The organism is Pseudoclavibacter sp. JAI123, assembly GCF_013409665.1.
Classification (GTDB): domain Bacteria; phylum Actinomycetota; class Actinomycetes; order Actinomycetales; family Microbacteriaceae; genus Pseudoclavibacter.
Window position 1 is genome coordinate 953,483 of record NZ_JACCCM010000001.1, and the last position, 12,280, is coordinate 965,762.

Consider the following 12,280-nt stretch of genomic DNA (forward strand, 5'->3'; position numbering starts at 1 on the left):
CAGCCGCCAGCCTCAACTCGTGTGACCTCCCGCCTTCGTCTCGGGATGGGAATGTCGCTTCCTTCGGGGGAAGTTCCCGCACCGAAGCGAGTTCTCCATCCCGAACCCTCACGACCCACTCGCCACGACCGACCATCACGACCAGAATCCAGGAGCTCACATGACATCGCAGCAGATGGCCTCAGGCCAGCAGCCGGCAGCCGGATGGTCGGGCAGCGCCGCCCAGGCGCTCCCCGCCGACGGAACGACGGGCACGCTCATCGGCCGGGTCTGGGACCCGGCGGTCGGCGGCCCATCACCGGTGCTCATCACTGCTGACGGCGTTCTCGACCTGAGCGGAACCTTCGCGACGGTCAGCGACATCACCGAGTCGGCCGAGCCCGCGGCTGCGGTGCGGGAGGTCGCGGCGCATGCGCCGAACCTCGGCTCGCTCGACGACATCTTCGCGAACACCGAGCCCACCACCCGCGACGAGTCGAAGCCGTGGCTGCTCGCCCCGGTCGACCTGCACGTGCTGAAGGCGGCGGGTGTGACCTTCGCGGTCTCGATGATCGAGCGTGTCATCGAGGAGCGGGTGCGAGGCGACATCGAGGCGGCGGCGCGGATGCGCGAGCAGATTCTCGCGGAGATCGGCACCGACCTCGCGAGCCTCAAGCCTGGGTCCGAGGAAGCGACGGCGCTCAAGGCGTACCTCGTGGGGGAGGGACTCTGGAGCCAGTACCTCGAGGTCGGCATCGGCCCGGACGCGGAGATCTTCACGAAGGGCCCGACCCTCTCGGCGATGGGCACCGCCGAGCAGGTCGGCGTGCACTCCTCGTCGGAGTGGAACAACCCGGAACCGGAGGTGGCGCTGCTCATCGCATCCACTGGCACGATCGTCGGCGCGACGCTGGCGAACGACGTGAACCTGCGCGACGTCGAGGGCCGTTCGGCGCTGCTGCTGCCGAAGGCGAAGGACAACAACGCGTCGTGCGGGCTGGGCCCGTTCATCCGCCTCTTCGACACGGGCTTCGACCTCGACTCGGTGCGCGGCATGACGGTCGAGCTCGACATCGTGGGGCTCGACGGCTTCACCCTGCACGGCTCCTCCGACCTCGCGCAGATCTCCCGCGACCCCGCCGACCTCGCCGCGCAGCTGCTCGGCCCGCACCACCAGTACCCGGACGGGGCGGTGCTCATGCTCGGCACGATGTTCGCGCCCATCGTCGACCGCGACCAGCCCGACCACGGCTTCACGCACCACGCTGGGGACGTCGTGCGCATCTCGTCACCTGCCCTCGGTAGTCTGGTGGGCCAGGTACAGACCAGCGAGGAGTGTGCGCCGTGGACATTCGGGATCGCAGCGCTCATGCGCAACCTGGCGGCCAGAAGGCTGCTGTGACCAGGCGGTCGACGCAGAAGGTGACGCTCACCGACGTCGCGGCGTCTGCGGGGGTCTCTCCGCAGACCGTCTCGCGTGTGCTGCGGACGCCAGAGCTCGTGTCGGCCGACACCCTCGAGCGAGTGCAGTCGGCGATCGGGGCGCTCGGCTACGTGCCGAACCTGGCCGCGTCGAACCTCGCGTCGAACCGGTCGATGACGGTCGCGGCGATCGTCCCGTCGATCTCCGCATCGGTGTTCGCGGATGCGCTGCACGGCCTCGAGGCGATGCTCTCGCCGTTCGGGTACCAGCTTTTCATCGGCACGACCGGGTACAGCCCGGAGCACGAGGAGGAGCTCGTCCGGGCGTTCCTCGGGCGTCGACCGGATGGCATGTTCATCGTCGGCGCGCAGCACACGGAGGCGGCGTCGACGCTGCTGCGAGCCTCCGGAATCCCCGTCGTCGAGGCGTGGGACTCGAGCGAGAACCCCGTCGACAGCCTCATCGGCTTCTCCAACGAAGATGCCGTCCGCGCGCTCGTCGAGTACGTGCGGGACAAGGGATACGCGCATCCCACGTTCGCGGGCTCGTTCCAGTCCGGCGACTTCCGTGCGGCGGCGAGGCGAGCGAGCTTCGAGGTGTCCGTCGCCGAGCTGTTCCCGGGCGAGCCCGTGCGGGTCGTCGACTCCGGAGTTGCGGCGGTCGACCTCGAGACTGGACGCGACCTGCTCGACGCGACGCTGCGCGAGCATCCCGAGACCGATGCGCTCATGTTCGCGAGCGATGTCTTCGCGGCGGGCGCCGTGCTCGAGTGCGCTCGCCGCGGCGTGTCCGTGCCTGGGGAGCTGGCTGTGACGGGCTTCGGCGACTTCGAGCTGTCGTCGCACCTCACGCCCACCCTCACGACCGTGGCGGTGCCCAACCGCGAGATCGGCACGAAGGCGGGCGAGCTGCTGCTCGCTCGCATGAGCCGTGGCGGTGCGGATGCGCCCGAGGGCGAGACTGTCGACCTCGGCTTCGAGGTCGTCGCCCGCGAGAGCGCGTAGGCCGAGCTCCAGGGCGGAGTTGTGGTCGCCTCACGTCGATGTTGACGACCACAACAACAACACCGCCCTGGGCGGCGACGGCGAGGCCCGCCCGTGCCTCAGCGGCCGCGGAGGTCCTTCCGCAGGATCTTGCCTGAGGTCGACTTCGGGATGACGTCGATGAACGCGACGGCCCGCACCTTCTTGTGCGGCGCGACGTGCTCGGCGACAAACGCCTCGACGCCGGCCTCGTCGAGCGAGGCACCCTCGCGGCGCACGACGAACGCCTTCGGGATCTCCTGCCCGTCCGCATCCAGCGCCCCCACCACGGCCGAGTCGGTGATGTCGGGATGCGTGAGCAGCAGCGCTTCGAGCTCGGCGGGCGCGACCTGGTAGCCCTTGTACTTGATGAGCTCCTTGAGCCGGTCGACGATGGTGAACTCCCCGAGCGGGCCGACCGTCGCGATGTCGCCGGTGTGCAGGAAGCCGTCGCTGTCGACGGCCTCGTGCGTCGCATCGTCGCGGCCGAGGTAGCCGAGCATGATCTGGGGGCCGCGCACCCAGACCTCGCCAGGTTCGCTCTGCCCGCCCTTGACGGCGTCGATCTCGGCACCGGTCTCGGTCGAGACGAGCTTCACCTCGGTGTTGGCGATGGGCACGCCGACCGAGCCGAGCGGCATGCCGTTCCGCTTGAGGGGGAGGACGTGCGTGACGGGGCTTGCCTCGCTCATCCCGTAGCCCTGCCTGGTGCGGGTGCCGAGGCGGTCGGCGACGGCCTTCATGAGCGCCGAGTCGATGGGGGCGGCGCCGGAGAAGACCGTGCGCACGCTGGACAGGTCGAAGTCGTCGATGAGCGGATGCTTCGCGAGCGCGACGGCGATCGGCGGCGCGATGAACAGGTAGGTGCATCGATGCGTCTCGATGATGCGCAGGAACTCGCCGAGGTCGAACTTCGGCATCGTGACGAGGCGGGCGCGCTTCTTGATGGCGATGTTGAGGAGCACGGTCATGCCGTAGATGTGGAAGAAGGGGAGGAGCGCCAGCACGACGTCGTCCGCTTCGACGTCGAGCACCGGGTAGGTCTGGACGACGTTCGCGACGAGGTTCGTGTGGCTGAGCTTGACGCCTTTGGGCTTGCCGGTGGTGCCGGAGGAGTAGGGGAGGACGGCGACGTGGGTTGCCGGGTCGAAGCTCACGTCGGGCGCGGGGAGGCCGGCACTGAGGAGCTCGCGGAGGTCGTGGTAGCCCTCGGCGCCGTCGAGGACGATGATGGCGTCCTGCTCGAGGCCCGCAGCGATGGCGCCGGCGTGGGCCTGCGCGAGCAGCGGGCTCACGGTGAACAGCAGCTTCGCGCCGGAGTCGCGGAGCTGCGTCTCGATCTCCTCAGCGTTGTAGAGGGCGTTGATGGTCGTCGCGGTGGCACCGGAGCGGAGGATGCCGTGGAAGACCGACGCGAACGCGGGCACGTTCGGGCAGTGCAGGGCGACCACGTCGCCAACCCCGAGCCCGCCGCCGGCGAGGGCCCCGGCGATGAGCTCGATCTGCTGCCTGAGGGCCCCGAAGGTCGTCTCGGCGCCGCTTGTGCCGTCGACGATGACGGTGCGCGCCGCATCCGCGTCGCTCAGCTCGGCGAACAGGAAGTCGAAGACCGAGACGTTCGGGATCTGCTCGTCTGGGTATGGGCTCTTGAACACGGCGATCTCCTTTGATCGAAATGCAGGCGGCGCGGCGGTCGGGTTGTGCCCGGCCGGGCCGTGTCTGGCGGATGCACGTGTCGCATCCGCTGCTCATCTTGCGCACCCCAGATGGGAACGACCCCAGCGCGAGGTTCGCCGGCGCAGGCTCGAGCTACGCGCGAGGCGTGGCGGGCGCCACCGCTGCGACCGCCTCGATCTCGACGAGCTGGTCGTCGTAGCCGAGCACGGTGGCGCCGAGGAGGGTGCTCGGCACGTCGTGGTCGCCGAAGGCATCCCGGACGACCTCCCACGCGGTGACGAGGTCGGCCTGCGAGCCGGATGCGACGAGCACGCGCGTGCTGGCGACGTCCTCGAGGCGCGCGCCGGCCTCGGCGAGGGCGATGCGCAGGTTCTCGACGCACTTCGCGGCCTGGCCCGCGTAGTCGCCGACGGCGGCCGTCGTGCCGTCGTCGTTGAGGGGGCAGGCGCCTGCCGGGAAGACGAGGCGCGCGCCCGCGTCGACGGTGGAGGCGTAGGCGTATTCGGCGGCGTCGCTGAGCGTGTTCGCGCGGATGAGGGAGACGTAGCTGGACACGGGGTCCTCCTGGTGGTCGTCTGGCGGGTGGATGCGCGAGCTACGCGGGGCGGACTGGCGGCGCGAGCTGCGTGCTGCGGCGCGCGAACTTGGGGAGCACGAACAGCGCATCCACTACTCGGAATCGGCGCAGCCAGCACGCGAGATACGCGACGGCGAGGGCGCCGAAGAAGCAGGCGGGCAGGGAGATGTTGGGGTTGGTGACGCCGAGCTCGCTGAGGGTGTTCGTGATCCACACCTGCGTTGGGAAGTGCACGAGGTAGAACACGACCGAGTTGCGGCCGATGTACTGGAGCCACCTGGCGCGGTCGTAGCTGTGGCCCTCGTGGGAGCCCGTGAGTCGGCGCACGGCCATGACCGTGCCGGCGATGCCGGCGATCACGACCGGGAGGAGCTCGAGGCGGTGCGCGTCGAAGCCCGCGGTCATGGCGTTCGTGTAGCCGCGGTTGCCGGCGATGATGAACGCCCCGAAGCCGGATGCGACGGCGAGGCACACCCACATCAGGGTGCGCGTCTCGAAGCGGGAGAGCCGCGAGCCGAGGCGCACGCACAGGTGGCCGGCGAAGAAGAAGCCGCCGTAGTAGCAGAGGTTGGAGAGGTCGCCGTCGGGCAGCGGCCAGCTGGCGATCCACAGCACGGCGGGCACCAGAGCGAACCAGGTGCCGGGGATGCGCGCGAGCAGCGGCGCGACCGCGTAGTAGACGGCGAGGAAGAAGATGAACCACAGCCAGTTGTTCGGGATCCAGAAGAACGGGTCCCGCAGGTCGGTGTAGCCCTCGGTGAGCATGCCGATGATCATCCACACGAGGTACGGCCAGATGAGGGTGCGCACCTTGTTCCAGTAGTACGTGCCTGGCGGTTTCGCGAGCGACCGGGTGAGGAGCACGCCGGAGAGGAGGAAGAGGAGGCTCATCCGGTAGGGCGCGAAGAACGAGTTGATGTCGTTGACGACGCGGCCCGAGCTGATGCCGCCGAACATCCAGGGGATGGCCGTGGCGTGCAGGAGGACGACGAGGAGGATCGCACTTCCGCGGATGAGGTCCATCCAGCGGGCCCGGGATGCGCCGCTCGGGGCGCGGGAGCTGGCCGGTGGCTGGGACTGCGGAGATGGTGAGGTCATTGCGGATGCGCGTCTGGTTGGGAGCTGGCGGGGCGCGACGGCGGCGCCTCGGCAGTGTCCGACCATACGCGACTCGGGGCGGCGTGGCTCTTGCCTCGCCCCGGAAGCGGGAATCCAGCCGCGCGCATCCGCGTGCGTGCCGGGCGCATCCACCTCCATCCAGCGCGCAGAGTCGTGGCGTGGTGCTGTTCCCGAGTCGGGGGAGCAGCACCGCGCCACACTGCGAACGCCTGTCCGCGTCGTTACCCGCGCTTGCGCCCGTACAGCGAGATGACGACGAGGATGATGGCGCCGTAGATGAGCTGCTGCACGTTGGAGCCGAGGTTGAGGACGGTGACGAGCGTCGCGACCTGGCCGAGGACCAGCGCGCCGCCGACGGTTCCGACGACCGAGCCTCGGCCGCCGAAGATGGATGCGCCACCCACGACGACCGCGGCGACGGAGGAGAGCAGGTAGCTGTCGCCCATGGTCGCGGAGGCCTGCTGGAAGTAGCCGACGATGACCATGCCGGCGAACGCGGCGAGCATGCCGGAGATGACGTAGCCGGTGATGCGGATGCGGTCGACGGGCAGGCCGGCGAGCCTGGCCGTCTCGGGGGCCGCGCCGACGAGGAACAGCGAGCGTCCCCATCCGGTGTAGCTGAGGACCAGCTGCAGCACGACCATGAGGACGAGCCCGAGGGGGAGGACGGCGGCCATGGAGAGCCCGAGGACGCTGATCTGCGCTGACGTGATGGCGGTGATGAAGTCGGGGATCTGCGTGAGCTCGGAGAAGTTGAACTGCAGCAGGATCACGCCGAACAGGAGGCCGTTCATGGCGATGGTCGTGACGATGGGGGTGAGCCCGAGCTTCGCGATGACGAGCCCGTTGAGGAGGCCGATGACGGCTCCGGCGAGCAGCGCCCCGATGAACGCGCCGAAGGGCCCGAGGGGTCCGACCATTGCCAGGAACGACAGTGCCGAGAACGCGATCGTGTTGGGTACCGACAGGTCGATGCCCGCCTGGATGACGGCGAAGGTCTGCCCGAAGGACGCGATCGAGAGGATGATCGCGAAGGTCGCGGTGCCGATGAGCGATTCGATGGTGATGAGGTTCGGTCGGATGATGCCGCCGATGAGGAACAGCACGAGGAACGCGACCAGCGGCCACACGCTGCGGGGAACGCGGGCGAGCAGCGACTTGGACGGTGAGTACTCGACCTCGTGGTCGGCGCCGCCAGTCGTTCCCGGGCCCGTCCCCGAATCTCCGGCGCCGGATGCCCCGGTGCCGCCGACTGCGGCCGGAACTGTTGTGGTCATGACCGTGCTCCCTTCCGAGCGAACGACACCTTGCGCCACACGACGGGGATGCCCACGACGGAGACGATGATGAGCGCCGAGATGACGTACTGCCAGTACGAGTTGATGCCTGCGAAGAAGAGCAGGTTGCCGATGAGGCCGAGGGTGATGCCGGCGAGGATCGTGCCGATGATGCTGCCGCGTCCGCCCGTGAAGCTGGCGCCGGCGAGGGCGACGGCGGCGATCGAGGACAGCAGGTAGGGGTCGCCGCTGCGCGGGTCGCCGGTCATGGTGGAGCCGGCGAGCATGATGGCGCCGGTGGCGGTGAGGACCCCGGCGATGCCGAACGCGGCGAGCTTCGTGAGGCGGGCGTTGAGGCCTGCCGCGCGGATGCTGTCCATGTTCGAGCCGACGCCGTAGATGTGCCTGCCGAGGGCGGTGCGCTGCAGGATGAACCAGAGCAGCACGGCGATGAGGGTGAGCCAGACGAGCGCGACGGGGACGAACGGGATCGCCTCACCGCTGGTGGCGAGGTGGAACTCGGTGGTGATGTCTCCTCCTGGCCGGTCCATGACCTCGCGGGCCAGGGAGCCGAAGATGAAGGCGCTCGCCAGGGTGACGGCGATCGCGGGGAGGCCGCCGTAGGAGACGAGGAAGCCGTTGAAGAGACCGCAGGCGAGGCCGGTCGCGAGTCCCATCAGGACTGCGATGGGGACGGGGACCAGCTCGGTCTGCGCCGCGAAGACCACGTTCGAGAGGCTCATGATGGCGCCGATGGAGATGTCGATGCCGCCGACGAGCACGATGAGCAGCTGACCCAGGGCGACGAACGCGAGCGGCACCACGAGGTTCGCCGCCGTCTGCAGCTGGAACCTCGTCAGCAGCTCCGGGTTGATGATGATGTAGACGATCAGGAACACGACGAACGCGGCGGCTGGCGCGAACGCGCCCTCGCGTCGCAGCCTGACGAGTCCCTGCCGCTTCGCGACGGCCCGGGTGACGGGGGATGCCGGGGGCGGGGTGACGGTGGCGGTCATCTGCTGCTCCTCGTGGTGGTGTGTCGTGCCGCCTCTTCCAGCTCGGCGGCCGAGACGGTCTGGATGCTGCCCGTCGCGCCGACAGCGGCGCCGACGATCGCATCCGCCGTCAGCCGCTCGCCGGCGAGCTCGTCGGTCACCTGGCCGTTGTAGAGCACGAGCACGCGGTGGCAGACGTGCACGAGCTCCTCGACCTCGGTGGAGAACCAGAGCACGCCGACGCCCTGCTTGGCGAGGTCGACGATCGCGCCGTACAGCTCCTGCTTGGCGCGCACGTCGATGCCGCGTGTGGGGTCGTGGAGCAGGATGACCGACCGGGAGCGGTTCATCCACCTGCCGAACACGAGCTTCTGCTGGTTGCCGCCGGACAGCGAGCCGGCGGCCTCGAGCGGGCCGCGCGTGCGCACGGACAGGGCGGCGAGCACGCCGTCGAGCCAGCCGCGCTCGCGGCCGAGGCGCGGCTTCCCGCCGAGCTGCCAGGCCTTGAACCAGGGGGCGAGGAGGTTCTCTCCCACGCCGAGCTCGAGCGCGAGCCCTTCCTTCTTTCGGTCTTCCGGCACGTAGCCGAGGCCGCGCCGCACGCCGCGCACGGGGGTGAGACGGGTGACGGGGTCGCCGTCGATCGTCCACGAGTCGGCGGTGGCGGCGGATGCGCCGAACAGGGCACGCAGCAGCTCGGCCTGGCCGTGCCCCGCGAGCCCGCCGATGCCGACGATCTCGCCCGCGCCGATCGTGAGAGAGATGCCGTGCACGCCCTCGGCGCGGAGCCCCTCGACTTCGAGGACGTCGCTGTCGTCGGTGCGGGCTGGCGGGTCTGGGAAGAACCGCTCGGCCTTGCGGCCCGCCATGAGGGAGATGAGCTCATCGTCGGTCCAGGAGCCGCGCGAGAACTCGCCGGCGAGCCCGCCGTCGCGCAGCACGATGCCACGGTCGGCGATCTCTGCGATCTCGCCGAGGCGGTGCGACACGTAGATGACGCTGCCGCCGCGCGCCGTGAGCTCGCGGATGCGTGCGAACAGCCACTCGACGCCAGGGGGTGTGAGCGCCGATGACGCCTCGTCGAGGATGAGCAGCTTCGGTTCGCCCGCGAAGGCGCGGGCGATCTCCACGAGCTGCCGGTTGGCGAGCGACAGGTCTGAGACGAGCGCTCGCGGGTCGATCTGCGGGAGCTCGAGCGACTCGAGCAGCGCGCTCGCGGCCGAGATCGCCTTCTTCTGCGAGAAGCCGCGAAGCGGCGCCCCGTCCGGGAGGCTCAGGTTCTCGGCGACGGTCCACTCGGGCACGAGCGCGAGCTCCTGGAACGCGCACCGCACGCCCGAGCGACGCGACAGGCGCACGCTGCCGGACGCGAGCGGCGCATCCTCGACCGTGATCGTGCCGGAGGTCGGCGTGACGGCACCCGCCAGCATCTTCGCGACGGTGCTCTTGCCCGCACCGTTCTCTCCGACGAGCGCCAGCACCTCGCCGGGGTGGCAGACGAAGCTCACCCCCTGCACTGCCTTGACCGGGCCGTAGCTCTTGACCAGGTCGGTCGCGACGAGGAGCGCCTCGCCGCTCTGCGCCTGCCCGGTCGCTGGCGGCCCTGGCGCGGCGGCGGGCTGGAGCGCGTCCGGTGCCGCTGCGCCCACTTCACTTGCATTCATGACTCGATGTGTCCTCGCTGATCGATGCGATTGAGACCTGTCGGCGGCCCTGTCGAGCAGGGCCGCCGGAGCCGGCTAGGAGCCGGAGTAGTACTCCATGACGTCCTCGAGCTTCAGGTCGAGGCCGGGGAAGTCGTAGCCGAGCTGGAAGTTCGCGGGGCGATCTTCGAGGCAGTAGTCGGCGGCGTTGTCCGTCGTGATCTCGAGCGGCGGGAAGAACTGCTCGCGCTCGATGTCCTCGCCTTCGAGGAGCTTCACGGCCTGCTCGAGGCCCTTGGCGTAGATCGACGGCTGACCGAAGATCATGTTGCCCGAGTAGCCCTCTGGCCCGTACTCGACGAGCGCGCACGCCTCACCGTTGTAACCGGAGCCCCCGACCGTCGGGACGAAGGGGATGCCAGCGGCCTTGTAGGCCTCCGCGACGCCCTGGCCACCGGTCAGGAACGAGTAGACGCCACCGATGTCGGGGTTGGAGCGCAGGATGTTCGCCATCGACTCCTGCGCGGTGGCCTCGTTCCAGCCGTTCGTGTCTTGGGCGACGACCGATGCGCCGCCGGCTTCGAGCGCGTCGATGACGCCTGGCATGGAGCCCTCGTTGAGGGGAACGCCGGCGAGGCCTTCGAGCACCGCGACGTCCTTGTTGTCGGTGAGGTTCTCGAGCAGCCATTCGGCGCCGATGGTGCCAGCGCTCGCCCAGTCGGTCGAGACCGTGTAGACGTCCTCGCTCTCGTACGGGCCGCCGTTGGCGATGACGGGGATGCCCTGGGCGGTGGCCTGCGCGATCGCGGGGTCTGCGCCGCTCGAGGAGGCGGGGTCGAAGAGGATGAGGTCGACGCCGTCCGCGATGAGGTTCTGCATCGCGGCGTTCTGCTGGGCGGCGTCGTTGTCGTCGGTGCGGACGATCTTGAGCTCAACCTTGTCGACGTACTCGGGTGAGTTGGCGAGGGCCTGCAGCGAGGCGAGGCCCATCTCGCGCCAGGCCTGGCCGCCGAGGGGCTGCTGGAAGCCGATGACGAACTTGCCGTCCTCGCCACCTGCGGAACCGCCGCCGCCTTCGGCCGGTGCGCTCGTGCATCCGGCGAGGAGGACCACGGCCGAGGCCGCGGCGACGAGTGCTGAACCCATCCTGAAGCGCGATGTGGGTCGACGAGAGTGCATGATTTCTCCTTTGAAATCTGGCGGATGCTGCTGGCGACAGGGAGTGTGGGGTTGGCCGTCTGAGGGAGGTCAGGGGCTGTTCGCCGGCTTGCTTCGTGACACTAGCCCAAAAATGGCAGCGCTACCAGTAGCGCTGCCAAATTGGTTTGGGACGGTGACCCGGACTGGAAGGTCGGGCACACGGATGCGGGATGGGCGACCCCCGCCACCCTGTGCTGTCGGTGCGCGCTGCCCGACTCTGTCGGCGCGCTGCCTGACTCAGTCGGCGCGCAGACCTGCGACGGAAGCATGCTTTTGCGCTCGGGAGCCTGCATTCGTCGTAGGTCTGTCGCTCGGCGGCGGCGTGCGGATCGCTGCTCGACGGCGGCGTGCGGATCGCTGCCAGAGAAGTGGCCCCTTGGGAACCGGCATCGGGGCCACTTGACTGGCAGCGATGGGCCGTGCAGAGGGGGAACGGGCCATTCGGCTGGCAGCGATGGGTGCGGGTTGCGGGTTGCGGGATGCGGGATGCGCACATCACCTCACGCCCGACCTCGCCGCTCGGGAGTGCTGAGAGGCGCCGAGGAGTGCTGAGTAGGGTCGCAACGACGAGGGGATGCGACGTGGGATCACTTGCTGAAATTTCAGGGACCGTCGGTGCACAGATGCGCGAACGGCGCGACGAGACGCTTGCGCGACGTTCGGTGCTGCTTGGTGGCGGGGCGGATGTACCCGCCGAGCCGAGCGCGAAGCCCGGAATCACCGCATCCGTTCCTGCGTCGTCTGGCGCCGAAACCGCACCCGCCGCGGAGGCTGTCGGTGCGCACGCCCGGCACGACTGGGTCGCGCAGCCGATGCACTCCGACGCGGCGATCCGCGCGCAGACCGGGCAGGGCTGGGACGACTGGATCGACGCGATCGACGCCGGTGTGGGGCGCGACGCCGCGCATCCGCGGATCGTCGAGTGGGTCATGGCCAACTCGGAACAGAATGGCTGGTGGAGCCAGGGCATTGCGGTCAGCTTCGAGCGGATGACGGGCCGGCGCCTCGCCGGGCAGATGCCAGACGGCACGTTCACGGCCAACCGCTCGCGCACGCTTCCCGTGGACCGCGAGGTGCTTCGTGCGCTCATCGCCGACGACGAGAACCGGGATGCACTGCTCGGCTTCGAGACGGAGTTCCGGTCGAAGGTCGCGTCGAAGACCTACAAGGTGCTCATCGCGCGCGGCGGCGAGCCGATCGGCGGGCTGCTGTTCACGTTCGACGCCACCGCGGATGCCCGTACCAAGCTCGCCATCATGCACGAGAAGCTGCAGGTGCTCGACGAGATCGAGCTCTGGAAGGCCTACTGGGGCGATTGGCTCGACGCGCTCGAGGCGGCGCTGGTCTGACGGGGCCGGCCTAGGAACC

At 69.5% G+C, this 12,280-nt stretch carries 10 protein-coding genes; 3 read left to right on the forward strand and 7 right to left on the reverse strand.

What is annotated here, in order from left to right; translation table 11 throughout:
- The first annotated feature begins 160 nt into the window (after positions 1 to 160).
- On the forward strand, positions 161 to 1,381 hold the full coding sequence (locus HDC34_RS04595; RefSeq protein ID WP_257023076.1) for a fumarylacetoacetate hydrolase family protein: 1,221 nt from the start codon (positions 161 to 163) through the stop codon (positions 1,379 to 1,381).
- Complete coding sequence (locus tag HDC34_RS04600; RefSeq protein ID WP_218854889.1) at positions 1,378 to 2,406, forward strand: LacI family DNA-binding transcriptional regulator; 1,029 nt, start codon at positions 1,378 to 1,380, stop codon at positions 2,404 to 2,406. The genes HDC34_RS04595 and HDC34_RS04600 overlap by 4 nt, the downstream gene beginning before the upstream one ends.
- Positions 2,407 to 2,504: 98 nt before the next feature.
- Here the strand turns inward: HDC34_RS04600 and HDC34_RS04605 are convergent, their stop codons facing one another.
- The 7 genes from HDC34_RS04605 to HDC34_RS04635 all read right to left on the reverse strand — a co-directional run bounded on the left by HDC34_RS04605 (position 2,505) and on the right by HDC34_RS04635 (position 10,891).
- Entirely contained in the window at positions 2,505 to 4,079 is a 1,575-nt protein-coding gene (locus HDC34_RS04605) for an AMP-binding protein (RefSeq protein WP_179556034.1), read from the reverse strand.
- Positions 4,080 to 4,233: 154 nt separating this feature from the next.
- Positions 4,234 to 4,656 (reverse strand): Rid family hydrolase, encoded by a 423-nt coding sequence (locus HDC34_RS04610; RefSeq protein ID WP_179556035.1) that lies wholly within the window; start codon positions 4,654 to 4,656, stop codon positions 4,234 to 4,236.
- Between the two features lie 40 nt (positions 4,657 to 4,696).
- Entirely contained in the window at positions 4,697 to 5,776 is a 1,080-nt protein-coding gene (locus HDC34_RS04615) for an acyltransferase (protein WP_179556036.1), read from the reverse strand.
- Between the two features lie 242 nt (positions 5,777 to 6,018).
- Positions 6,019 to 7,074 carry an ABC transporter permease gene (locus HDC34_RS04620; RefSeq protein WP_104310475.1) on the reverse strand — a complete coding sequence of 352 codons (1,056 nt, stop codon included), beginning with the start codon at positions 7,072 to 7,074 and terminating at the stop codon, positions 6,019 to 6,021.
- Positions 7,071 to 8,090: an ABC transporter permease gene (locus tag HDC34_RS04625; protein ID WP_179556037.1), complete on the reverse strand. Its 1,020-nt coding sequence runs from the start codon at positions 8,088 to 8,090 to the stop codon at positions 7,071 to 7,073. The genes HDC34_RS04620 and HDC34_RS04625 overlap by 4 nt, the downstream gene beginning before the upstream one ends.
- The gene (locus HDC34_RS04630; protein ID WP_179556038.1) at positions 8,087 to 9,733 is read right to left on the reverse strand and encodes a sugar ABC transporter ATP-binding protein; all 1,647 of its coding nucleotides are present in this window, start codon (positions 9,731 to 9,733) and stop codon (positions 8,087 to 8,089) included. The genes HDC34_RS04625 and HDC34_RS04630 overlap by 4 nt, the downstream gene beginning before the upstream one ends.
- Positions 9,734 to 9,808: 75 nt before the next feature.
- The gene (locus tag HDC34_RS04635; protein WP_104310478.1) at positions 9,809 to 10,891 is read right to left on the reverse strand and encodes a substrate-binding domain-containing protein; all 1,083 of its coding nucleotides are present in this window, start codon (positions 10,889 to 10,891) and stop codon (positions 9,809 to 9,811) included.
- 644 nt (positions 10,892 to 11,535) lie between these two features.
- Between HDC34_RS04635 and HDC34_RS04640 the strand changes: the two genes are divergently transcribed.
- Positions 11,536 to 12,261 carry a hypothetical protein gene (locus HDC34_RS04640; RefSeq protein ID WP_179556039.1) on the forward strand — a complete coding sequence of 242 codons (726 nt, stop codon included), beginning with the start codon at positions 11,536 to 11,538 and terminating at the stop codon, positions 12,259 to 12,261.
- Positions 12,262 to 12,280: the final 19 nt, after the last annotated feature.

What these genes read in the sequence shown, in the direction of transcription:
- HDC34_RS04640 (WP_179556039.1), top strand. Translation starts at nt 11,536, where the DNA reads ATGCGCGAACGGCGCGACGAGACGCTTGCGCGACGTTCGGTGCTGCTT.
- HDC34_RS04615 (WP_179556036.1), bottom strand. Translation starts at nt 5,776, where the DNA reads ATGACCTCACCATCTCCGCAGTCCCAGCCACCGGCCAGCTCCCGCGCC.
- HDC34_RS04595 (WP_257023076.1), top strand. Translation starts at nt 161, where the DNA reads ATGACATCGCAGCAGATGGCCTCAGGCCAGCAGCCGGCAGCCGGATGG.
- HDC34_RS04625 (WP_179556037.1), bottom strand. Translation starts at nt 8,090, where the DNA reads ATGACCGCCACCGTCACCCCGCCCCCGGCATCCCCCGTCACCCGGGCC.
- HDC34_RS04635 (WP_104310478.1), bottom strand. Translation starts at nt 10,891, where the DNA reads ATGCACTCTCGTCGACCCACATCGCGCTTCAGGATGGGTTCAGCACTC.
- HDC34_RS04630 (WP_179556038.1), bottom strand. Translation starts at nt 9,733, where the DNA reads ATGAATGCAAGTGAAGTGGGCGCAGCGGCACCGGACGCGCTCCAGCCC.
- HDC34_RS04620 (WP_104310475.1), bottom strand. Translation starts at nt 7,074, where the DNA reads ATGACCACAACAGTTCCGGCCGCAGTCGGCGGCACCGGGGCATCCGGC.